The following is a 20,991-nucleotide window of genomic DNA, read 5'->3' as shown; positions in this document are numbered from 1 at the left end:
CGGGCCGGCGCGCGAGACTGGTGCCATGCCCGAGTTGCCCGAGGTCGAAGCACTGGCCCATCACCTGCGCGAACACGCCGTGGGGAGCACCGTTTTCCGGCTCGACGTCGCGTCGCTCAGCGTGCTGAAGACCGCGGTGCCGCCGTATACCGAGCTGCACGGTCGCGAGATCACCGACGCGACCCGGCACGGCAAGCATCTGGACATCGTTCTCGGCGACCTGCACCTGGTCGTCCATCTGGCGCGCGCGGGGTGGCTGCGCTGGTCGGACGCGCTGTCCCCGGCTCCGCTCAAGCCGGGCAAGGGACCGATCTCGCTGCGGGTGCATCTGGAGTCGGCTTCCGGACCTGGCTTCGACCTGACCGAGGCGGGGACGAAAAAGGGGCTGGCGGTGTGGATCGTCGCGGATCCCTCCGAGGTGGCGAGCGTGGCCCGGCTGGGACCGGACGCGCTGGCGATTGACGCTTCGCGGTTGCGGGAGTTGTTCCAGGGCAAGGGGACTCGGCTGAAGTGGGCGTTGACCGATCAGTCGGTGATCGCGGGGATCGGGAACGCCTATTCGGACGAGATCATGCACCGGGCGAAGCTGTCGCCTTATGCGACGGTGGGGAAGCTGGACGAGGGTGCGTTGGAGGTTTTGGCCGAGGCGATCCGCGAGGTGGAGACGGACGCGGTCGAGCGGTCGGTGGGGCAGAAGGCTGCGCGGTTGAAGGGGGAGAAGCGGTCTGGGCTGCGGGTGCATGCGCGGACCGGGCTGCCTTGTCCGGTGTGCGGGGACACTATCCGGGAAATTTCCTTTGCGGATAAGTCTTTTCAGTACTGCGCGACTTGCCAGACTGGGGGGAAGCCGTTGGCTGATCGGCGGATGTCGCGGTTGTTGAAGTAGTTCGTGGGGCTTGGGGGTTTGGTCGGCTCGTCGCCTGGCGGCGACATTGCGTCTGGGTGGTGCGGTGGGGCACCCCGAAGCTTGAGTGTGCTGACGGGCTGGGGGTGCTTGTCAAGGCGGGAAAGATGCCTTGACAAGCACCCCCAGCCCGCAGGGAGGCTTCGTATCGGGGTGCGGGGGAGGGGCTGGGTGCCTGGATCTGTTGGGTGCGTTGGCGGCGGTTGGGTGGGTAGGGGTTGGGGAGACGGGGCGGGTGGGAGTTTGTGCGCTTGAGATCGAGCGTGCTGAGGTTTGCGCGGTCAAGCCAGAGCGGTGCGCCTACCGGTGCCAGAGCTTTGCGCCTGCCACTCAACCGCAACACCGCAGTCCCGCGACCCCAGTCCCGCAACCCCGCGACCCCGCACTTCCGCGACCCCGCACTCCCGCGACCCGCGACCCGCGACGAGCTCAAGAACCCTCATCCGCACTAGCCAAGCAATGAAGGGACCCTTCACCCCTAACCTTGCGTAGCGATGAATGGTCCCTTCACCCCACTCCTCGGCGACCCACAGCCACCATCGCCACTCGAATGGCGCAAGATCCTCACGCTCACCGGGAGTGACGGTAGGGTTTGCCCACCCTCGGTCGTCGCCAATGGACAGAAAGTGGGAAGCAGACCTTGCACCCGGTCGGTCGAGCGCAGAGCATGGACGTCGTGTCCGACTTCCCCTACGCGCTGGTCGTCCCGTGGGCCCTGGTCGGCATCCTGGTGATCGTGGTGCTGGTCCTCGCCTTCCGGGCGCGCCGGCCCAAGGGGGTCATCCAGGACGCCGTTCTCCAGGCCGTCCACCGGATGTCCAAGGCCACGCCCAACTTGCGGGCGGGGCTTGACGAGGAGGCCGCCAACCGGATGACGGCGGAGCTGCTCGAGGTGCTCGACTGCTTGGCCGTCGGCATCACGGACAGTGAAGGCACGCTGCTGTCCTGGGCGGGCGAGGCCACCGATCACTACCTGGACGTCGTCGACGACATCGGGACCGCGTTGCGCAAACACCGCCGCGCCGTCGCCGATCACAACAAGATGCCCTGCAACCACCGGGGCACCTGCAAGATGAAGACCGCCGCGATCGTGCCGATTCTCGTTGAGGGCGAGGCCGAGGCGACGCTCATCGTGGTCGGGCGGACGCGCGGCAAGCTGGTGCAGATGGCCGAGGCCGTGGGCCAGTTCGTGTGCACGCAGTTCGAGCTCGCGCGGCTCGAAGAATCGCGCAATCAGTTGCAGCAGGCGGAAATCAAAGCGCTGCGCGCGCAGATCTCGCCGCACTTCGTCTACAACGCGCTCAACACGATCTCCGCGCTCATCCGCACCGATCCGGAGGAAGCGCGGGAACTGCTGCAGGACTTCGCGGACTTCACTCGTTACTCGTTCCGCACTTCCGGCATGTACACCACGCTCGCCGAGGAACTGCGCAACATCGACCGTTACCTGACCATCGAGAACGCGCGTTTCGGCGGCAGGCTCGAGGTGCGGATGAAGATCGCGCCCGAGGTGCTGAGCGTCGTGGTGCCGTTCCTGATCATCCAGCCGCTCGTGGAAAACGCCGTCAAACACGGGCTCGCCAGCAAGCCGAGCGGCGGCTGCGTCACGGTGATCGCGCAGGACGACGGCCACGAAGCGCTGATCACGGTCGAGGACGACGGCATCGGCATGGACCCGCGTCAGCTCACCGATCTGCGCAACGCGCACCGCACCGGCGCGCACGTCGGGCTCGGCAACATCAACCAGCGCATGCGGCAGGTCTTCGGCGAGGATTACGCGCTCACCGTCGAAACCGCGCCGGGTGCGGGCATGAAGGTCGCGTTGCGGGTGCCGAAGTTCAAGCTCGGCGTGCGGCCGAACATGCCGGACTACTCCGCCGACGTCCCGCCGCAGCCGCAGCCGGCGATCGAGCCGGAACCGGAACCCGACGGGGTGCGCGGCTCGCGTTCGGGAATGCTGCCCGCGCACTGAACTGGTTAGCCTGGGCAGATGAGCGTGACCGACAAGCTGACTTCCCGCCTTCCCGTGCTCGGCGACCGGGGCGACCGCAAGGACGTGGTCGCCGTCGTGAAGCTGCACGGCGTGATCACGCCGACGCCGTCGCCGCTGGCCCGTGGCGCGATCAACCTCGGTGCCGTCGAATCCGCGCTCACCAGGGCGTTCGCGCACGACCGGCTCAAGGCGGTCGCGCTGCAGATCAACTCGCCCGGCGGCGCGCCGACGCAGTCCGGCCTGGTCGCGGAGCGGATCCGGCAGCTGGCCGACGAGAAAGGCGTGCCGGTCCTGGCGTTCGCCGAGGACGTCGCCGCGTCCGGCGGGTACTGGCTCGCCTGTGCGGCCGACGAGATCTACGCGCACCGCACGTCCGTGGTCGGCTCGATCGGCGTGATCAGCGGCGGGTTCGGGTTCACCGGGCTGCTCGAACGCTTCGGCATCGAGCGCAGGCTGCACACCGCGGGAGAGAACAAATCGCGGCTCGACCCGTTCAGCCCGGAGAAGCCCGAGGACGTCGAGTGGCTGAAGAACATGCACAGCCAGCTGCACGAACTGTTCGTCGATTGGGTCAAGGAACGCCGCGGCGACCGGCTGACCGATTCCACCGATCTGTTCACCGGCGACGTCTGGCTCGGGCAGAAGGCGGTCGACCTCGGACTGGTCGACGGGCTCGGCTCGCTGCGCGAGATCGTCCGCGAGCGGTATCCGGAAGCCGAGATTTCCGTGGCGGAGCCGAAGAAACCGCTGCTCGCCCGGCTCGGCATCGGAGCGCCCGCGGCGGCGAGCGCGCTGCTGGACGCGGTGACCACCAAGGCGGCCTGGTCGCGGTTCGGGCTCTGAGCCGCGGGTGAGCGGCGACTCCGGTACGCCACTCACAAGCGGTACTCTGCGCTGGGGTCTGGACAATGCACCTCGCAATCGGCAGGATGCGTCTCACTGTGAGTGCTCACGACGACACCCGGAAACTCATCGTCCTTGCCGTGGACGACGAGCTGGCCGGGCTGGACGAACTCAGCCACGGACTCCAGAACAACCCGCACATCCACCGCGTTTTCCAGGCCTCGGACGCCTCCGACGCGCTGCGGCTGTTCTCGCACGACGACCCGGAACTGGCTGCCCGGCGGGCAAACGGCCTGCCGACGGTCGACGCCGTGTTCGCCGACATCGACATGCCCGGCCTGTCCGGCATGGAAATGTCGCGCGTGATCGCCGCGATGAACCCGTCGCCGGTACTGGTGTTCGTCACCGGGCACGCCGAGGAAGCGGTGAACGCGTTCGACCTCGGCGCGGTCGACTACGTCCTGAAGCCGTTCCAGCAGGACCGGCTCGACCGGTCGGTGGCGCGCGTGCGCGAGAAGCTCGCCACGGTCGCGGGGCCGCCCGCGGGCCAGGGCGGCTCCGAGCCGGTGAAGAACGACGACGAGGTCATCCCGGTCGAACTGGCCGGCACCACGAAGCTGATCCCGCGCTCGTCGGTGCGCTGGGTGGAAGCACAGGGCGACTACGCGCGTCTGTTCACCACCGAGGGCAGCCACCTCGTCCGGATCCCGCTCGCCCAGCTCGAAGAACGCTGGGAGAAGGCCGGATTCGTGCGGATCCACCGGTCGTTCCTGGTCGCGCTGCCGCTGATCACCGAAATGCGGATGGGCCAGGGCGGCTACCAGGTCGTGATCGGCAACGAGGAGAAAGTGCTGCCGGTCAGCCGGCGGCACACCCGGGCGCTGAAGGACCGCATCGTCGGCTCCGGCCGGGGCGGCTAACCGTCGATGGCCTCGCCCGAAGACCCTTACCACCGGCTCGAGAACGGAGTCCGCAAACCGGACCCGACGCTGGGCGTGCGGCCGGAGGACCGCGCGGTGGTCGAACCGGTGCCTCCCGCCCCCGAACCGGTCCCGCGGTCCAGCGAACCCGCGCACGTGCGGCCGAAACGGGAACGCGTGGTGCTCGCCGATTCTCGGCAGTCGTCGGGGCGGATGCGCGGGCGGATCGAACTGGAGGAACAGACCAGCTGGGGAAAACTGCTGGTCCGCGACCTGGTGAAGGTCCAGTTGCGCACGTCGGTGCTGCTGGCGGTGCTCGTGCTGGCGGTGCTCGGGGTGCTGCCCGCGCTGTTCTACTTCCTCCCGGCGGTCGCGCGGTTTACCGTGATCGGCATCCCGGTCCCGTGGCTCGTGCTCGGCCTGCTTCCGTTCCCGTTCCTCTTCGCCGTCGGCCTCTGGTACAACCGGCTCGCCGAGCGGCACGAACGCGACTTCGTCGACATGATCGAGAACTGACCCGCGCGGGGGACGCGCTCCCTGGTGGCGGCGCGTCCCGGAAGCGTGCGGTCGTGCGAGGATTCACGCCGTGCAGCTGACCCCGTGGACGTTGACCGGCCTCGCGCTGGTCGCCTTCGCGACCTACTACCTTGGCTTCCGTTCGTCGCGCCGGGCCACCAGCACGCACGACTTCCTCGTCGCCCGCCGAACCGTGCGCTCCAGCCGCAACGCCGCCGCGATCTCCGGCGAGTACCTGTCCGCGGCGTCGTTCCTCGGTGTCGCGGGCATGGTGCTCAAGCAGGGCGCCGACGCGACCTGGTACCCGATCGGCTTCACCGCCGGGTACCTCGCGCTGATGCTGTTCGTCGCCGCGCCGCTGCGCCGATCCGGTGCCTACACGCTGCCGGACTTCGTGGAAGCCCGGCTCGGTTCGATCGGCCTGCGCCGGTTCGCGACCGCGGGCGCGGTGTTCATCGGGATTCTCTACATGGTCCCGCAGCTGCAGGCCGCCGGTTTGACGCTGGCGCAGATCGTTCCGGTGCCGGCGTGGGCGGGTGCGCTTCTCGTCATCGTCCTGGTCGCGGTCAACGTGATGGCCGGCGGGATGCGCGCGATCACCGTGGTCCAGGCGTTCCAGTACTGGCTCAAGCTGTTCGCGATCGCCGTGCCGACTTTCGTGCTGTGCATGGTTTTCTTCGCCGGCGGCGGCCCGGGCGGCGTGCGCGCGCTCGGTGCGCCCGCGCCGCCGGTGTTCCCGTCGGACACCAAGGTGACGGTGCAGACCGACGTGACCGTGAAGGTCACCACCGAGACGTTCTTCTACGCACACGGCCACATCGACGACGGTCCCGCGGGCGGCATGGCGCGCTGGTCGCCGCTCGTGCCGCACAAGGTGTCCGCGGGCACGACGCTGGAATTCGCCGCGGGCACGCCGGTGCCGGTCGTGAGCGACGCGCCGACGACGAACGACGCGTGGCTGCACCCGGCGTCAAGCGGCCTCAGCGACCTGCTGCAGACGTACTCGCTGATTTTCGCGCTGTTCCTCGGCACCATGGGCCTGCCGCACGTGCTGGTCCGCTTCTACACCAACCCCGACGGCAAGGCCGCACGCCGCACCACCGTGCACGTGCTGCTGCTGCTCGGGCTGTTCTATCTATTCCCGACGATGCTGGGCGCGCTCTCGCGGATGTACGTGCCGCAGCTGCTGCTCACCGGCAATACCGACGCGGCCGTGCTGTTGTTGCCGACCGCGGTGCTGCCCGGCTGGCCAGGGCAGATCCTCGCCGCGGTGACGGCCGCGGGCGCGTTCGCGGCGTTCCTCTCGAGCTGCTCGGGGCTGCTGGTGAGCGTGGCCGGGGTCGTGTCGACGGACCTGCTGCCGGGCCGGGTCCGGGACTTCCGGGTCGCGACGCTCCTGGTCGCGATTTGCCCGATGGCGCTCACGCTGATCTTCCGCACCGAGGACATCTCGCTCTCGATCGGGATGACGTTCGCGCTCGCCGCGTCCACGTTCAGCCCGCTGCTGCTGCTCGGCATCTGGTGGCGCAAGCTCAGCTGGCCGGGCGCGCTGGCCGGGATGGTCATCGGCGGCGGAATGGTGCTCGGCGCGCTGGCGTACAACATCGTCTGCGAGTACACCGGAGACAAGACGCCGTGGTACACCGTGCAGCCGGCGCTGATCTCGGTGCCCTCGGCGTTCCTGGCGACCTATGTGGTGAGCCGGCTGACCCGGTCCGGCCGCCCGGAACTGGTGAACGACATCATGCTGCGCCTGCACGCCCCCGACCCGCTCGGCCTGATGCGCGACCGCGCGGTCGCCCGGTTCGGCCAGGCCGACGACAAGGCCCGGACCGGCCGGGGACGCCACCGCAAGGCTTAGCGGTTAGCGTTCCTCACGCGCGTACAACGTCCTGACATGGGAGCATGGAACCTGTGGTGAGCCCTGCTGAAATTCCGACCGCTGAAGTCCGCGACCTGCCCGCGGACGTGGCACTGCTCGACGTCCGCGAGGACGACGAGTGGGCCGCCGGGCACGCCCCCGCCGCGGTGCACATCCCGCTCGGCGAACTGCCCGCGCGGGTCGGCGAACTCGCTGAATTCCCCGAGGACAATCCGGTCTACGTGATCTGCCGCTCCGGCGGCCGTTCGGCACGAGCCACGGCCTGGCTGAACGCGAGCGGCTGGGACGCGGTCAACGTCGCGGGCGGAATGGGCGCCTGGGCCCGCGAAGGCCGCCGCATGGTGAGCGATAACCCCGACGCTGAACCCGAGGTTCTCTGACGGATGCCTGCCCAGTCTGTTCCCGAGCCGCCGGAATCCTCGGATCCGGCGTCGTTCGTGCCTGGCTTTGGCCGGGAGAAAGGGAACGCTGGGCCAGCTAATGGCGGGCGCGAGTCCGCTCCGGGCCACGAAGGACCTGCGGGTGCCGCGCCGGTGAACGGACCTGGCTGGGCTTCGGCTCCACCGCCGGGCGGGCAGCCGCCTCCCGCTCAGCCTGGCGGCGCGGATGCTCGGCCAGGCAATCCGGCTCAGCCGGGCTTTCCTCCGCAACCCGGTGGTATGGCGGCCCGGCCGGGTACGCCGCCGCCTGGTTATTGGGCACCGCCGCAGGCGCATCCTGGCCAGCAGTTCGCCAATCCGTACCCGCAGCAGTACCCAGCGCAGGCCTATCCGCAGCATCCGGCGTACCCGCGTCCGTTCACCGCTGCTCCGCAAGGCGCGATCCACCGGCCCGCGCAGCAACAGCAGCAGCCGAGCCCGCCGAAACGAGCGGCCAAACTGCGCTGGGTCGCGTCCCCGCCGCCAAGTGCCGTCCGCCGTCGCCGCGCCGTGCCCGCGACGCCCTACTCCGGTCCGCCGTCCTATCCGGTGCCGCCGCGCTGGGGCTTCCCGAACCTGACCTGGCGCCGTCCGACGACCGTGCCCGGCACCGCGTCCGGCGAGATCCGGCCGCTCGACCGCATTCCGGTGCTCGCACGGAGCCTTACGACAATCCTCTGGACGTTCGCCGTCCTCGCCGTGACCGCGGCGGCGGCGGAAATCTGGCGGTACGCACTTCTCGTGGAGAGCCGCGATTCCGCGCTGAACTCCAGCGTGGTCGAGTTCTCCGACGCCTTTGTGATGCTCGCTGGGCTGCTCACCACGATCTTTTCGCTGCTTCCCGCGGGGCTCTCGGTCTGGTGGCTGCTGGTCGCCCGGCAAGCCGCTGCCGACGAGGCGGGGGAAGCGCCGCCGCGGCCGGTCTGGCAGGTGCTCGTGAGCGTGCTGGTGCCGATCGTGAATCTGCCGCTCGCGTTGTCCGTGGTCAGCGAGCTGGAGCACGCCGTCCTCCGCCGTCCGCGTGACCAGCGGCCGAAGCCCTCACGGCTGGTGCTGGGCTGGTGGGGCGCGTGGCTGGCGAACTGGGTCCTGCTGATCGTCACGATCATCTGGCGGATGCGGCCGGGCGTGCAGGCGATGGCGGACAGCGTCCTGCTGGTCGCGCTCACCGACCTGACCGCGGCCGCGCTCGCGATCGTCACCGCGCTCGTGATCCGGCGGTTCTCGCATCTGCTGATGCCGATCGCCCCGGAACGGCTGCGCGACCTCCGCGTGCTCAAGATCGAGGGCGCGCCGGAGCCGGAGCTGCGGACCGCGCGTCCGGTCGGCGCCGCGCGTTAGAGGTCGCCGAGCGCCGGTTCCAGCTGGCCGAACGCGACCGCCGCGGAATCCCGGATCTGCTCCACCAGGTCGTCCAGTTTGACGTCCTGCCAGGTCAGCTGCCAGACGTCGTCGAGAAGAAGCCGCAGCACTGACGTGAGATGCGCCCCGGCCGTCCGCGACAGCATTTCGCGGTCCGGATGCCGGTCCAGCAGCGCGGCGACGAGCTGGGTTTCCCGGTCGACGTGCATGTCCCGGAGCGCGGACGTGAGCCGTTCGCTTTGCCGCACCATCCGCACGAAGGACACGTCCGCGAACCCGAGCATCGGGCCCGCCTTGTCCAGCTCCGCGAAGCATCCGTCCCGGACGGCGACCAGCGCCGGCGTTTCCGGATTGGCTCGGACCAGGTTCGCCGGCCAGTCCACGAAGTCCGTCCGGATGTCGAAGACCAGGTCTTCCTTCCGGCTGAAGTGATTGGTCACGGTCATCTTGGCGACCCGCGCCGCCTCCGCGACCTCGGCGATCGTCACCTGGTCGAACCCGCGCTGGATGAACAGCCGGGTCGCGACCGCCGAGATCGTCTGCCGCGTCTCCAGCTTCTTCTGCTCCCTGAGGCTCACGTCGGCCAGTGTACTAGGTCGGACCTAAATTTGTGCTTGACCCATTAACTGGGTTCGACCTAATCTCAGGTCCGACCTAGTGAAGGGGGTGCTGCGATGACCACGCGGCTTCCGGTGGCTCCGGTCTCCGATTCCGGGCTTCGCCGGCTCGGCGGGGTCCTGATCCTGGGCGCGGTGCTGTCGATCCTCGACGCGACGATCGTGTCGGTCGGCATCGGCGTGATGGCGCGTGACCTGGACAGTTCGCTGCCGACCGTGCAGTGGGTGGCCAGCGCGTACCTGCTGGCCGCCTCGTTCACCATCCCGCTGTCCGGGTGGCTTTCCGACCGGTTCGGCGGCCGTCAGGTGTGGATCGCGGCCGTCGGGCTGTTCACGCTGGGGACGGTGCTGTGCGGATTCGCCTGGTCGGCTCCGGCGCTGATCGCGTTCCGCGTGCTGCACGGGCTCGGCGGCGGTCTCATGCAACCGGTCGGCCAGGCGATTTTCGCGCAGGCGGCCGGTCCTCGGCTGGGCCGGATGATCGGCATGGTCACGCTGCCCGCGACCGTCGCGCCGGTGCTCGGCCCGATGCTCGGCGGCGCGCTCGTCCAGGACCTGGGCTGGCGCTGGCTGTTCTTCGGGATCGTGCCGTTCGGCGTCGTCACTCTGCTGCTCGCCGTCCGGGTGCTGCCGCGCGAAAACCCCGCTGGCACGCGTGATCCGCTGGACCTCCGCGGGCTCCTGCTGCTCCCGCCTGGTCTCGGCGCGCTCGGTTACGGCCTAGGCGAAGGTTCCCCCGCCTTCGCCCTCGCCGGCGCGATGTTGCTGCTCGCTTACGCCTGGCACGCTCGTCGTGCGCATGCGCCGCTGCTTGACCTGAAGTTGTTCGCGCACAAGGCTTTTACCGTCGCGAGCGCGAGCACCTTCCTGCTTGGCGCGTCCCTGTACAGTTCGATGCTGCTGCTTCCGCTTTACTACCAGCAAATCCAGCACACGTCCGTGCTCGCCGCCGGACTTCTGCTCGCGCCACAAGCCCTCGGCTCCGCCGTTGTCCTCATCGCAGGCGGAAGACTGTTGGACCGCTTTGGCTCGCGAGCAGTCATGCTCACCGGCATCGCGTTGTCGCTCGTAGGCACGATCGCCTTCACGCAACTCGGCGATTCCCCAAGCCCGGCCCTGTTGACAGTTTCGTTGCTGATCCGTGGGTTCGGCCTAGGCGCGACGACCACTCCCGGCATGACGATGCTCTACACCTCACTGGAACGCAGTCGGATCCCGCGTGCGGCGAGCGCGATCAACGTCGTCAACCGCATCGGCGGCTCGCTCGGCACGGCGCTTCTCGTCGCTGTCCTGCACGCGCAGCCGCGGGGTGCCGCCGCGTTCGGCACGACCTTCACCTGGGCACTCGGCCTTTCCCTGCTGAGCTTTATCCCCGCCCTCTTCTTCCCGAAAGGAACTCGCGCATGACGCTTCGCCTCTTGGCCGTGCACGCCCATCCCGATGACGAATCAAGCAAAGGCGCCGCGACCCTGGCCCGCTACGCAGCCGAGGGCGTGGACGTCCTCGTAGCCACCTGCACCGGCGGCGAACGCGGCGATGTACTCAACCCCACTTTGGACCGAGAAGACATCCGACGGGATCTGCCCGCCATCCGTCGCCGGGAAATGGCTGATGCGGCAAGGATTCTCGGCATCCGCCAAACATTCCTCGGCCATGCGGACTCGGGTATGGACGAGCCGTCCCCGGCCGGAAGCTTCGCGCGGATTCCTTTGGCAGAAGCGACAAAACCACTGCTGGAACTGATGTGGGAATTCCGTCCACAGGTGGTCGTCACCTATGACGAGACCGGCGGTTATCCACACCCGGACCACATCCGCACGCACGAGGTCACGACCGCGGCGTTCGAGGAGTCCGACGACGGCACCCCACGCAAGCTCTACTACCTGGCCACGCTCAGCCGATCCTGGTTCGAAGCCATGCACGAAGCGACCCTCGCCGCGGGTGAAGAGTCGTTGATGGGTCCGGTTCTGGAAGAACTGCCGCCGACTGACGTCCTGACCGTGACCACCCGCATCCGCTGCGAGGAATACTTCGCGACCCGGGATGCCGCGTTGCGCGCGCACGCCACGCAGATGGACCCGGGGCATCCGTTTTTCGCGCACTCACGCGAGATCGAGCGGAAGGCCTGGCCGTGGGAGGACTACCACCTGGCCCGCACGAACGGCCCCGTCGAGATCGGCCCCGGAGTGGAGGACGACTTGTTCGCGGGCTTGCGGTGAGAGCGGGGCGGGTTGCTGGGCCGTTTGCTGGTTTGCGGGGGTGTCCTCGGTATGTGGTCCTGCCGTCCGCAGACCGGGCGGGTACGCGGCCTGCTTCCGAGTGGCATGGGGCCTTCCTGTACCCCGGCTCCAAGAACCGGTCAGCGCCGATTCCGGCCCGCAGCGGCGCGATTATGCAGCACTTGCCACCCGAACCGCGCAGGTCAGGCAGTCACCGGCAAAGTCCGCAGCCCCCGGATCACGAATTCCGGCCTCCGTTCCGGCTCCGCGGCCAACCGCAGGTCCGGCAGCCGCTTCGTCAGTGCCGTCAACGCGGCCGCGATCTCCACCCGGGCCAGCGGCGCCCCGACGCAGTAATGGATCCCCATCCCGAACCCGAGATGTGCGTTCGGCGACCGGCCCACGTCCAGGGTGTCCGGGGCGTCGAACACCTTCGGGTCGCGCGCCGCGGCGCCCAGCAGCGCACCGATCTTCGAGCCCTTCGCCACGCGATAACCGGCGATTTCCACGTCCTCGGTCGCCGTGCGCTCGAACAACTGCAACGGCGAGTCGAAGCGGATCAGTTCTTCCACAGCCGAGTCCAGCAACGTTGGGTCGGACCTCAGCCGCTCCCATTCCGTGCGGTGGGTGAGCAGCGCGGTCACCCCGTTGCCGATCACGTTCACCGTCGCCTCGTGTCCGGCCATCAGGAGCAGTACCGCGGTGGCGACGACCTCGTCGGGGGTCAGCTCGCTCGCGGTCAGGTCGCGGACGATCCCGCGCGGGGATCCAGCGACGACGTCGCGAAGGTACGCCACGAAGTCAGCCGCAGCCTGCTCGGCGGCGTCGCGGCCTTCCTCCGACAGGCCGTATTCGTACATCTTCACGATGGCGTTGCTCCACGTCACCAGCTGCGAGCCGTCCGACGTCGGGACGCCGAGCAGTTCGGCGATGACCGCGACCGGCAGCGGCTGCGCGAGGTGTTCGAGCAGGTCCGCGCTTCCGTCGGCGGCGATTTTCGCGGCCAGAGTGTCCACCATGGACTCCGCGAGTTCCGCGACCATCGGGCGCAGCCGTTGCACGTGGCCCCGGCCGAACTCGCCCGCGATGACGCGGCGCAGGCGGGTGTGCGCGGGCGGTTCGTTCTCCAGCAACGAGTTGCGGTGCAACAGGTTGAACGACGCGAACCGTTCGAGCGGTTGCGCGTCGGTCCAGATGCGGCCGAGTCCGCGGTGCCGGAGCACGGCGGCGGACGCGGCGTGCGAAACCGTGATCGCGATGCCGAGGCCGTCGTGCTGGTGCACCTCGCCTTCGGCGCGCAGCGCGGCGAACGCGGGATACGGGTCGGCGAGGAAAGCGGGATCGCGAGGGTCGAACACGAGCTGACTCTAACCCGCGAGCCTGGGCGGCCGGTCCCTTCGATAGCGTCTGACACCGAGTTCCAAGGAGGCTGAAATGGGTAAAGGCGCGCGTAAGAAGGGTCCCAAGCCGGACCGCAAGCCGAAGGTGCGCGACGTCTTCGTCGGCCAGCCGTTCGAGGGTCTGGCGGCGGAGCCGGAGCTGATCGCGCTGCGCGAGTTCGTCCCGTCGGCCACGGCGAAGCTCACGCTCGCCGACGGTGGCGACGTCACGCTCGGCACGGTGCTGCCCATGGCCGCCGCGGCGTTCGTCCGGTCGGACGGCGAGCGCTTCCTGGGGCTGCAGGTGCAGACGCGATCCTCGGACATCAGCCGCGACCTCGGCCGCGCGCTGCGCTGGCTGCTCGACGCCGAACCGGGCGACGTGCTGTCGGTGCCGGACACGACGTCGCCCACCGATCCGGACGAGCGCAACCGGCTCCAGGACCTGCTCGTGCCGAGCGCGGAGCTGGAGGTCGACCTCCACACCGACTTCGCGTGGTGGCTGCCCGAGGACGCGGACGCGACCGGCGACGTCGCGGTGTCCCTTGAGCGTGCGAACGCCGCGATCATGCCCACCGACCGGCTCGGCTCCGGCGCGTACTGGGTGCTCGCCGGCGAGAAGGCGCACCTGCGCTGGGTCCGCCCGGAACCGGAGAACCTGCTGCTGCAAGCGCTTGCGCGACTGTCCGCGGCGGGCACGCTCGGGCTCGGCGAGGGCACCCGGTACGCCGGGTCGTTCCGCGCGCACGGCCTGCTCGTCCCGGTGTGGGACCTCGACCCCGAGGCGCACGCCCGGGAGTGGGCCGAGCCCAAGGACCAGCTCGGCGCCCGGCTGGACGAGGCCCTCAAGTCGCTCGACTCGGAGCCGCTCAACGCCGCCGAGCGGCGTGCCCGCGACGGTCTGATCGGGCGGCAGCTCACCATTCGCTGACGTATCCACCTGTGGACAACTCAGGCCGAGTTGTCCACAGGTGGGACGATCGCTTCGTGATCCTCCACATCTGCACCCGCGACGAGTGGGCCGCGGTGCCCGCCGACGGCGAATACCGCGCGCCCTCGCTCGACGACGTCGGATTCATCCACTGCTCGGATCCGGGCACGGTCGCCCTGCCCGCCAACGCGTTTTACCGCGGCCGCACTGGGCTGGTGCTGCTGGAAATCGACCCTAAGCTGGTCGACGCGCCGGTCCGCTGGGAGGACGGCGTGCCGCCGGACCCGCGCGGAATCCTGTTCCCGCACATCTACGGCCCGCTCCCGCGAAACGCTGTGGTCGCGGTCCACGATTTCCCCACTGACTCCGGCGGCGCCTTGAAGCTGCCCGAGTCGCTTTCCGTGCGCTGACCTCAGTTGTCCACAGCTACGGAAAGTAGCGACGGAGACGGGACAACCCTCGGGGGCGCTCATGCGTGGTGGGGACGACGAGGAACCGTCGCTGCACGTGGTCATCCGGGGAGGGGGCGATACGGTGACGGCAGCCGCATTGCCCCTCGCGAGCGGAGATCCGCCCTGGGCAGGTTCCGCGGAGGAAGCGGTCGACACCGTCACGGACTTCGGCGAGTTCGTGCGCGAGGCCCTGCCCGGGCTGCTCCGCTACGGCCACGTTCTCACCGGGAATCCGCACGATGCCGCCGACCTCGTCCAGACCGTGCTGGAAAAGATCGGCGCGCGCTGGTCGTACGTGCAGCAGAAGACCGGCGACCCGCTGGCGTATGTGCGGCGTTCCATGGCGAACGCGCACGTCAGCCGCTGGCGTCGGACGCGCAAGGAGAACCTCGTCGCGGACCTGCCGGAGACCAGCCCGTGCGCGCCGAAGGATCCCTTCGAGCACGAGCCGCTGTGGCAGGCGCTCCGGGACCTCCCGCCGCGGCAGCGCACGGTGATGGTGCTGCGGTACTACGAAGGACTGTCCGAAGTGGAAATCGCGAAGGCGCTGGACATCAGCCAGGGGACGGTGAAAAGCCAAGCGAGCAAGGCGATCGCGTCCCTGCGGGCGAAACTGCGGAACCAGGAAGGAGGCGACGCCGGGTGAGCCAGCCCGACGATCTGGAACAGCGGCTCCGCGCCCTCTTCTCCGACGACCGGCTGGCCGTCGAGCCACCCGAGGACGCCGCGTCGGCCATCGTGGCGGGCGCGCGCAGGCGGCGGCGCAGGCAGCGGATCCTGACGTCCGCGGCCGGGGCGGCGTGCGTCCTCGCGGTGGCGTCGGCCGGACTGGTGGTGCTCCAGTTGCGCACCCAGCCCGCGGCGACCGACGTCGCCGCCCGCCAGGTCGCTTCGGCCCAGCCCACGATGCCTTCTTCTTCGGTGCCCGAGCCGCCGTCGAGCGCCGAATCGACGCAGGCGCCAGCGCCGGTCGAAACATCGGCACCCGGTACTGCCGAGCTTCCGGCACCGCCCGCGCATCCGCACCACACGAAGCCGGCGCCGCCGCAGACGACGCCGACGACGAAGGCCGTGTCCGGAGCGTTGGTGACCGCGGACGGCCTGGGCGCGGTGAAGCTCGGCATGACCGAGCAGCAGCTCGCGGACCAGGGCATGAAGCTCACGGCGGTGAAAGAGTCGGCTGGCTGCACCTACTACGACGTCAGCGGTGCCGGGGTGCCCGCAGCGACGGCCGTCGTGTCGCAGGACAACGGCGTGGTCGCGGTGAAGCCTGATGGCACCGCGCACACCCCGGAAGGCGTCGGCGACGGGTCGCCGAAGGACCAGGTCACCGCGACCTATCCGGGCACGTCGGAGTCGGGGAGCGCGCTCGTGTCGCCGACCGGTGACCAGGGGGCGTATCACTTCACGCTGAACTCGGACGGTGCGGTCCAGAGCATCGAGGTCCGAGCTAAGACGCAGGACTGCGCCGGCTGAAAAATTTCCTCGGGCCGATGTCGATCCGGCTCCGCGCCGCTCGTGTAGCGGGTGACGGGCCGACCGGCGGCCCGCGGAAGCGGAAGGACAACCCCGATGCGTTCGATCAGCGTCACCCTGAGCATCACCCTCGACGGCGTCGTCCAAGGCCTCGGCCGCAGCGACGAGGACACTCGCGGTGGATTCGACCTAGGCGGCTGGGGCAACGGCTACAGCGACGACGTCATGGCGCGCGAGATGGCCAAGGGCATGAGCCGGCCTGGGGACATGCTGTTCGGCCGGCGCACCTGGGAGGATTTCCGCATGGCGTGGGGGCCTCGGACCGACGGGAATCCGTTCACCGCACACATGAACGCCGCGAAAAAGTACGTCGTCTCCACCACCCTCGACAATGCCGACGCCTGGCAGAATTCGGTGCTGCTGCGCGGCTCCGCGGTGGAGACCGTGGCGGAGCTGAAAGCCTTGCCGGGTAAGGATCTTTCGATCATCGGCAGCGTTTCGCTCGTGCGCGCGCTGCACGCCGCCGGACTGGTCGACCGCTACACGTTGCTGATCCACCCGCTCACGCTCGGCCGCGGCGCGCGGTTGTTCGAGGGGCCCGCGCCGTTGACCGAGTTCTCCCTCGCCGGAAGCGTCGCGACCACCACTGGCGTGCTCATCGCGCATTACGAGCGGCGATGAAGTTATCCACAGGGGGAAGCCCGGTTGTCCACAGTGGGGACAACCGGGCTTCCGGGATCGTGTGAGCGTTACAGCGCGCCACCCGCGACCGGGGGCATCCCCGAGTCCGCGCCGGTGTCGCCGACGGCCTCGCGGTGCAGGAACTTCTCGATCTCGTAGACGTTGTCACCCGCGCGGCGCGCGACCGTGACCAGCGTCGACATCTGGGAGATCTCCTCGACCTGCTCCTTGAGGAACCACTGGACGAACTGCTCGCTGATGTAGTCCTCCTCGGCCCGGGCGGCCTTCGCGAGCGCGGAGATGTCGGCGGCGACCTCCTTCTCCTGCTCCAGCGCGAGCTCGATCAGCTCGAGCGGGGCGGAGAACTCGTTGCGGACCTCGCCGGTGCCGGGAATCTCGACGTGGTGGTCCCGGTCGAGCATGTACTGGACGAGCGCCATCGCGTGATTGCGCTCTTCCACCGACTGCTTGTAGAAGTGCTTCGCCAGCTGCGGCAGGTCCTCGTTGTCGAACCAGACCGCGAGCGCGATGTACTGCTGGGAGGCGTTGAACTCGTTGTGGATCTGCGCCTGCAGCAGTTCGTAGAACTTGGAGCGCGGTTCTTTCTTCGTGAGGGCCATGTCCATCACGGTACGTCAATGTTCGATTGTTTTCCACTTTTGGCTGGTGATCTCCACCCTATTAGGGTTACCATTCCTCAAGAAGGAAACACTTATTTTGGTTAGCCTTCCCTTAATGTATTTACCCTTATTAAGGAAAGGCTAACTTCGCCTCAAGACGTCAGCGCCGCTTCGGCGGGGGATCGCGGCGCACCGGGCACGACATGCAGCGCGGGCCGCCGCGGCCGGACCCCAGTTCGGACCCGGCGATCGGCAGCACCTCGATTCCCGCCGCGGTGAGCCGCTCGTTGGTCTCCGCGTTCCGTTCGTACCCCACGACCACGCCCGGGGCCAAGGCCAGCGTGTTGTTGCCGTCGTCCCACTGCTCGCGCTCCGCGGTGACCGGGTCGAGGCCGGTGTCGATCACCCGCAGCCGGTCGATCTCCATGGCCTCCGCGGCGGCTTCCAGGAATGGCGTCGGGCCGGCCACTTTGACCCCGCCGTCGCCGGTCGGTTTCAGGGTGAACGCGGTGAGGGAATCGCGGGCGAGCGGATACATCACGACGGCGTCGACATCGACCATCGTGCACACGGTGTCGAGATGCATTGTCGCGCGCGATTGTTCGATCGGCACCGCGAGGACGGTATGCGCGAGTCCGTCGGCGAATACGGAACGAGCGAGCGATTCGGCGCCGGCCGGAGTCGTCCGTTCGCCGACGCCGATCGCGACGACGCCGGGGGCCAGCAGCATCACGTCTCCGCCTTCGATCGGGGCGGAATGCGCGCCGTAAGCGCGGGCGGCGTGGCGGAATCGGGGATGGTAGGCGTAAATGAGGTCGAGCAGCGCCGTTTCCCGCCGCCGCGCGGGCATGGTCAGCGACGAAATCGCGACACGGTCGCCGATCCACGCCGACGAATCGCGGGTGAAGAGCAGATTGGGCAACGGATCGACGGCGAAGTCGCGCGGATGGTGCATCATCCGCACCAGCGACGCGCCCTCGGCGGACGGCAACTCCTCGAACGTCATGCCCGCCATCAGGACTTCGGCGAGCGTGGGCGCGTCCACGCTCGTGAGGTGCGACCTCAGCGAGTCCGCGAGGTCGTTGCCGAGCCTCCGGTCGTCCACCGCGGCGTGGACGCCGGCGGCGTGCGCGCGCTGGTCTTCCAGCGCGGTGCGGAGAACGTCGGCCAGCAGCAGCACCTCGACGCCGCGGCCGCGCAGGACGTCGGCGAACGCGTCGTGTTCCTGCTGGGCGCGGCTCACCCACGGGATGGAGTCGAAGAGCAGCTTGTCGTTGTTGCGGGGCGTGAGCCGTTTCAGCTCGTTGCCCGGCCGGTGCAGCAGGACTGCCCGGAGAGGCCCGACTTCGCTGTCCACCCGGGGAGGTGCGGTCATCTCGCTCGTCTCGCTCACGAAACGGAGCCTAATGAGCGGGCATCACGGGAGCCAGGAAAGGCGGCCTTTCAGCAACGAATAGCCGACGAAGGACACCACATCGAACAAAGTGTGCGCCGCGATGAGCGGCCACAGCCGGTTGGTCCGCTGCCATACGCGGCCGAACACCAGCCCCATCACCAGGTTGCCGACGAACCCGCCGAACCCTTGGTACAGGTGGTAGGAACCGCGCAGCACGGCGGCACCGAACAGCGACGCGTTCTCGCGCACGCCGAGTTGCCGCAGCCGCGTGAGCAGGTACCCGATCACGAGCACCTCCTCGGCGAAAGCGTTGCCGAACGCGGAAAGCGTCAGCGCGATCGGCCGCCACCACGTATCGCCCAAAGTGGACGGTTGCACCGCGAGGCTGAACCCGAGGTGGTAGGAGAGGAAGTACAGCGCGAGCCCGGGAATGCCGATCAGCGCGGCGAGCCCGACGGTGACGAGCGCGTCGGAGCGGATGCGGCGGCTCAGGCCGATTTCGCGCAGTTTCAGCCCGGCCCGCCACAGCAGGTACAGCCCGAGCCCGCCCCAGCCGATCAGTTGCGCGGCGCTCAGCAGCTGCTGGAGCAGGTCCAGCAGGCTCGCCGCGGCGCGCGGGACGTTGAGCTGCACTTGCTGCTGCGCCAACGGGGTCGGGCGCAACAGAGAGTCCACAAGGGACAGCAGGCTGCGCGCGCCGGACAGCCCGAGGGTGATGCCGAAAACGAGGATCAGCTCGATCTTGACCGCACGCCGCTCACCGGGATCGGTGAGCGGAGCCGGGAACGCCGGAAGTGCCGGGTTGAGCCAGGACCGCAGTCCGGACGGCCCTCCGGAGCGTTCTGTGGTGCGCATGAACGCACGCTACCGTCGGGGTATGCCGAGGACTATCGCCACCAACACGAAGGTCGAGCGCGCCGAGCTGGTCGCGTTCCTGAAGCCGCGCCACCGCGCGATCCTGGTGACCACCCGCGCCGACGGGCGGCCCCAGCTGTCCCCGAACACCTGCGGCGTCGACGACGAGGGCCGCATCGTCATCGCGACCTATCCCAAGCGCGCGAAAGCGGTCAACCTCCGGCGCGACCCGAAGGTGTCGGTGTGCGTGCTGTCGGACGAGTGGAACGGCCCGTGGGTGCAGGTCGACGGGACCGCGGAGGTGATCGACCTGCCGGATTCGGTCGAGCCGCTGGTCGACTACTTCCGCAGCATCTCCGGCGAGCACCCGGACTGGGACGAGTACCGCGAGGCGATGCGCAAACAGGGCAAGAGCCTGATCCGGATCACGATCGACCGCTGGGGGCCGATCGCGACCGGCGGCTTCCCTCCGGAGCTGGCCGACGAGTGAGGTCCGTGAAGGACTCCTTGAGGGAATCAGATTCCCTCAAGGAGTCCTTCACGGCCAGTCAGGCTTCGCCGCGGAGGAAGGGGCAGCCGAGGAGACGCCGCAGTTCCGCGGCCAGCTGCGGCGGGCTGTCGACCGTGCGGGAGAAGGCGAGGCGGACGTCGTGGTCGCCCGCCGTCGATTCGACGCGCAGGCGCAGGCCGTACCGGTCCAGGCCGAGCGGGCGGATCCGGCCGCCGCGCAGGTCCGCGGGCAGATGCCGGGCCAGCTGCTCCACGACGTCCGGATGGTCGCTTTCCAGATGCCGCAGCCATTCCGCCTCGTAATCGTGGAACGGGTCCGGCGGGGCCGCGCTGAACATGTGCGGCCGAAGAGAATGCGTGCCCTCCGCGTCGGCGAGGACCAGTGAGGCCGGGGTCAGCCGGAGCAGCGTGAGGCCGTGGCCTACGTCGAGAAGCCGATGGTCCGGCCGCTGCTCCGCGATCGACACCGCACGCGCGCGGGCCGACACCTCGGTCAGCGGCCGGAGCCATCCGGTGATCCACAGCAGGCCGCGGACCGGTTCCCGCAGCGCCACCGGGGCGTGGTCGGCGAGCTCGACCATGACGGCGAGCTCGCCGCGCTGAGCCTGCCGGGACGCGCACACCATCGGGTGCTCGTCCGGCAGAAGAATGCTGACGCTTCCGCTGTGGTGCACGTGATGCAGGACCGGCTCGACGCGTTCGGCCTCGCAGCCGGCGTTCTCGACGGTCGGCATGATCGTCGCCGGGCCGCCGCGCGTCGCGATCGTCTTGGCGCGTTCGGCGGGATTCGGCGCGGGCGGGCGGCGCACGGATACGGGTGCCTCGGTCACGGCTCCACCTCCTACTTAGGTGAGCCTAACCTGAATTGCCACGCGAAGGGAAGAGTGCGCGGGAAGATCACCCAGGGAGCGGGAAAGTGCTGGTCAAAAGCCCCGCGGCAGCACCGGACCAGGCGGATTCGGCCGAGCGGGCCAGTTGCGGCCTCAGGGAAAGTCTCTCGAAAAGCGTCCGCAGAG

General features: G+C 69.0%; 22 protein-coding genes. 16 read left to right on the top strand and 6 right to left on the bottom strand.

Annotated elements, in window-relative coordinates; genetic code table 11:
• Positions 1-25 precede the first annotated feature (25 nt).
• From ATK30_RS18145 to ATK30_RS18110, 8 genes are all read left to right on the top strand, one after another.
• Positions 26-886, top strand: a complete 861-nt coding sequence (locus ATK30_RS18145; RefSeq protein WP_101436589.1) for an Fpg/Nei family DNA glycosylase — start codon at positions 26-28, stop codon at positions 884-886.
• A 685-nt stretch (positions 887-1,571) separates the two neighbouring features.
• Positions 1,572-2,876: a sensor histidine kinase gene (locus ATK30_RS18140; RefSeq protein ID WP_101436588.1), complete on the top strand. Its 1,305-nt coding sequence runs from the start codon at positions 1,572-1,574 to the stop codon at positions 2,874-2,876.
• Between the two features lie 18 nt (positions 2,877-2,894).
• Complete coding sequence (locus tag ATK30_RS18135; protein ID WP_101436587.1) at positions 2,895-3,740, top strand: S49 family peptidase; 846 nt, start codon at positions 2,895-2,897, stop codon at positions 3,738-3,740.
• Positions 3,741-3,826: 86 nt separating this feature from the next.
• Positions 3,827-4,660, top strand: coding sequence for a LytR/AlgR family response regulator transcription factor (locus tag ATK30_RS18130; RefSeq protein ID WP_167441941.1), 834 nt, complete (start codon positions 3,827-3,829; stop codon positions 4,658-4,660).
• Between the two features lie 6 nt (positions 4,661-4,666).
• Positions 4,667-5,176, top strand: a complete 510-nt coding sequence (locus ATK30_RS18125; RefSeq protein ID WP_101436586.1) for a hypothetical protein — start codon at positions 4,667-4,669, stop codon at positions 5,174-5,176.
• Positions 5,177-5,246: 70 nt separating this feature from the next.
• A complete protein-coding gene (locus tag ATK30_RS18120; RefSeq protein WP_101436585.1) occupies positions 5,247-7,037 on the top strand; it encodes a sodium/solute symporter in 1,791 nt (596 codons plus the stop codon).
• A gap of 44 nt (positions 7,038-7,081) precedes the next feature.
• Positions 7,082-7,438, top strand: a complete 357-nt coding sequence (locus tag ATK30_RS18115) for a rhodanese-like domain-containing protein (RefSeq protein ID WP_101436584.1) — start codon at positions 7,082-7,084, stop codon at positions 7,436-7,438.
• A gap of 279 nt (positions 7,439-7,717) precedes the next feature.
• Positions 7,718-8,818, top strand: coding sequence for a DUF4328 domain-containing protein (locus ATK30_RS18110; RefSeq protein ID WP_244194646.1), 1,101 nt, complete (start codon positions 7,718-7,720; stop codon positions 8,816-8,818).
• On the opposite strand, the gene ATK30_RS18105 is transcribed toward ATK30_RS18110, so the two are convergent.
• Positions 8,815-9,417 carry a TetR/AcrR family transcriptional regulator gene (locus ATK30_RS18105; RefSeq protein WP_101436583.1) on the bottom strand — a complete coding sequence of 201 codons (603 nt, stop codon included), beginning with the start codon at positions 9,415-9,417 and terminating at the stop codon, positions 8,815-8,817. The two genes, ATK30_RS18110 and ATK30_RS18105, sit on opposite strands and share 4 nt — an antisense overlap.
• 96 nt (positions 9,418-9,513) lie before the next feature.
• On the opposite strand from ATK30_RS18105, the gene ATK30_RS18100 reads away from it, so the two are divergent.
• Both ATK30_RS18100 and mca read left to right on the top strand, forming a co-directional pair.
• Positions 9,514-10,863 carry an MDR family MFS transporter gene (locus ATK30_RS18100; protein WP_101436582.1) on the top strand — a complete coding sequence of 450 codons (1,350 nt, stop codon included), beginning with the start codon at positions 9,514-9,516 and terminating at the stop codon, positions 10,861-10,863.
• A complete protein-coding gene (gene mca, locus ATK30_RS18095) occupies positions 10,860-11,675 on the top strand; it encodes a mycothiol conjugate amidase Mca (protein ID WP_101436581.1) in 816 nt (271 codons plus the stop codon). The genes ATK30_RS18100 and mca overlap by 4 nt, the downstream gene beginning before the upstream one ends.
• A gap of 203 nt (positions 11,676-11,878) precedes the next feature.
• On the opposite strand, the gene ATK30_RS18090 is transcribed toward mca, so the two are convergent.
• A complete protein-coding gene (locus ATK30_RS18090) occupies positions 11,879-13,033 on the bottom strand; it encodes a cytochrome P450 (RefSeq protein ID WP_101436580.1) in 1,155 nt (384 codons plus the stop codon).
• Between the two features lie 76 nt (positions 13,034-13,109).
• Between ATK30_RS18090 and ATK30_RS18085 the strand changes: the two genes are divergently transcribed.
• From ATK30_RS18085 to ATK30_RS18065, 5 genes are all read left to right on the top strand, one after another.
• Positions 13,110-13,985: a DUF5926 family protein gene (locus ATK30_RS18085; RefSeq protein WP_101436579.1), complete on the top strand. Its 876-nt coding sequence runs from the start codon at positions 13,110-13,112 to the stop codon at positions 13,983-13,985.
• Between the two features lie 56 nt (positions 13,986-14,041).
• On the top strand, positions 14,042-14,395 hold the full coding sequence (locus ATK30_RS18080; protein ID WP_167441940.1) for a DUF952 domain-containing protein: 354 nt from the start codon (positions 14,042-14,044) through the stop codon (positions 14,393-14,395).
• Positions 14,396-14,519: 124 nt separating this feature from the next.
• A complete protein-coding gene (locus ATK30_RS18075; protein WP_463672421.1) occupies positions 14,520-15,083 on the top strand; it encodes a SigE family RNA polymerase sigma factor in 564 nt (187 codons plus the stop codon).
• The gene (locus ATK30_RS18070; protein WP_101436577.1) at positions 15,080-15,913 is read left to right on the top strand and encodes a hypothetical protein; all 834 of its coding nucleotides are present in this window, start codon (positions 15,080-15,082) and stop codon (positions 15,911-15,913) included. The genes ATK30_RS18075 and ATK30_RS18070 overlap by 4 nt, the downstream gene beginning before the upstream one ends.
• Positions 15,914-16,009: 96 nt before the next feature.
• Positions 16,010-16,594, top strand: coding sequence for a dihydrofolate reductase family protein (locus ATK30_RS18065; RefSeq protein WP_101436576.1), 585 nt, complete (start codon positions 16,010-16,012; stop codon positions 16,592-16,594).
• Positions 16,595-16,662: 68 nt separating this feature from the next.
• Here the strand turns inward: ATK30_RS18065 and ATK30_RS18060 are convergent, their stop codons facing one another.
• The 3 genes from ATK30_RS18060 to ATK30_RS18050 form a co-directional block, all read right to left on the bottom strand.
• Entirely contained in the window at positions 16,663-17,214 is a 552-nt protein-coding gene (locus ATK30_RS18060) for a ferritin (RefSeq protein WP_037362685.1), read from the bottom strand.
• A gap of 160 nt (positions 17,215-17,374) precedes the next feature.
• Positions 17,375-18,571 (bottom strand): arginine deiminase, encoded by a 1,197-nt coding sequence (locus ATK30_RS18055; RefSeq protein WP_183122852.1) that lies wholly within the window; start codon positions 18,569-18,571, stop codon positions 17,375-17,377.
• Positions 18,572-18,631: 60 nt separating this feature from the next.
• The gene (locus tag ATK30_RS18050) at positions 18,632-19,465 is read right to left on the bottom strand and encodes a CPBP family intramembrane glutamic endopeptidase (protein ID WP_101436573.1); all 834 of its coding nucleotides are present in this window, start codon (positions 19,463-19,465) and stop codon (positions 18,632-18,634) included.
• A gap of 22 nt (positions 19,466-19,487) precedes the next feature.
• Between ATK30_RS18050 and ATK30_RS18045 the strand changes: the two genes are divergently transcribed.
• On the top strand, positions 19,488-19,955 hold the full coding sequence (locus ATK30_RS18045; protein WP_101436572.1) for a PPOX class F420-dependent oxidoreductase: 468 nt from the start codon (positions 19,488-19,490) through the stop codon (positions 19,953-19,955).
• 58 nt (positions 19,956-20,013) lie between these two features.
• On the opposite strand, the gene ATK30_RS18040 is transcribed toward ATK30_RS18045, so the two are convergent.
• Positions 20,014-20,805 carry a DUF2470 domain-containing protein gene (locus ATK30_RS18040; protein ID WP_101436571.1) on the bottom strand — a complete coding sequence of 264 codons (792 nt, stop codon included), beginning with the start codon at positions 20,803-20,805 and terminating at the stop codon, positions 20,014-20,016.
• Positions 20,806-20,991: the final 186 nt, after the last annotated feature.

Source organism: Amycolatopsis echigonensis, assembly GCF_002846615.1.
GTDB classification, from domain to species: Bacteria; Actinomycetota; Actinomycetes; order Mycobacteriales; family Pseudonocardiaceae; genus Amycolatopsis; species Amycolatopsis echigonensis.
This window is presented reverse-complemented; position numbering and strand designations above follow the sequence as displayed.

Excerpts from the sequence above, each read along its gene's own strand:
- ATK30_RS18130 (WP_167441941.1), top strand. The coding sequence starts at position 3,827 with ATGCGTCTCACTGTGAGTGCTCACGACGACACCCGGAAACTCATCGTC.
- ATK30_RS18050 (WP_101436573.1), bottom strand. The coding sequence starts at position 19,465 with ATGCGCACCACAGAACGCTCCGGAGGGCCGTCCGGACTGCGGTCCTGG.
- ATK30_RS18100 (WP_101436582.1), top strand. The coding sequence starts at position 9,514 with ATGACCACGCGGCTTCCGGTGGCTCCGGTCTCCGATTCCGGGCTTCGC.
- ATK30_RS18135 (WP_101436587.1), top strand. The coding sequence starts at position 2,895 with ATGAGCGTGACCGACAAGCTGACTTCCCGCCTTCCCGTGCTCGGCGAC.
- ATK30_RS18145 (WP_101436589.1), top strand. The coding sequence starts at position 26 with ATGCCCGAGTTGCCCGAGGTCGAAGCACTGGCCCATCACCTGCGCGAA.
- ATK30_RS18065 (WP_101436576.1), top strand. The coding sequence starts at position 16,010 with ATGCGTTCGATCAGCGTCACCCTGAGCATCACCCTCGACGGCGTCGTC.
- ATK30_RS18110 (WP_244194646.1), top strand. The coding sequence starts at position 7,718 with ATGGCGGCCCGGCCGGGTACGCCGCCGCCTGGTTATTGGGCACCGCCG.
- ATK30_RS18085 (WP_101436579.1), top strand. The coding sequence starts at position 13,110 with ATGGGTAAAGGCGCGCGTAAGAAGGGTCCCAAGCCGGACCGCAAGCCG.
- ATK30_RS18045 (WP_101436572.1), top strand. The coding sequence starts at position 19,488 with ATGCCGAGGACTATCGCCACCAACACGAAGGTCGAGCGCGCCGAGCTG.
- ATK30_RS18140 (WP_101436588.1), top strand. The coding sequence starts at position 1,572 with ATGGACGTCGTGTCCGACTTCCCCTACGCGCTGGTCGTCCCGTGGGCC.
- ATK30_RS18115 (WP_101436584.1), top strand. The coding sequence starts at position 7,082 with ATGGAACCTGTGGTGAGCCCTGCTGAAATTCCGACCGCTGAAGTCCGC.
- ATK30_RS18060 (WP_037362685.1), bottom strand. The coding sequence starts at position 17,214 with ATGGCCCTCACGAAGAAAGAACCGCGCTCCAAGTTCTACGAACTGCTG.
- ATK30_RS18125 (WP_101436586.1), top strand. The coding sequence starts at position 4,667 with ATGGCCTCGCCCGAAGACCCTTACCACCGGCTCGAGAACGGAGTCCGC.
- mca (WP_101436581.1), top strand. The coding sequence starts at position 10,860 with ATGACGCTTCGCCTCTTGGCCGTGCACGCCCATCCCGATGACGAATCA.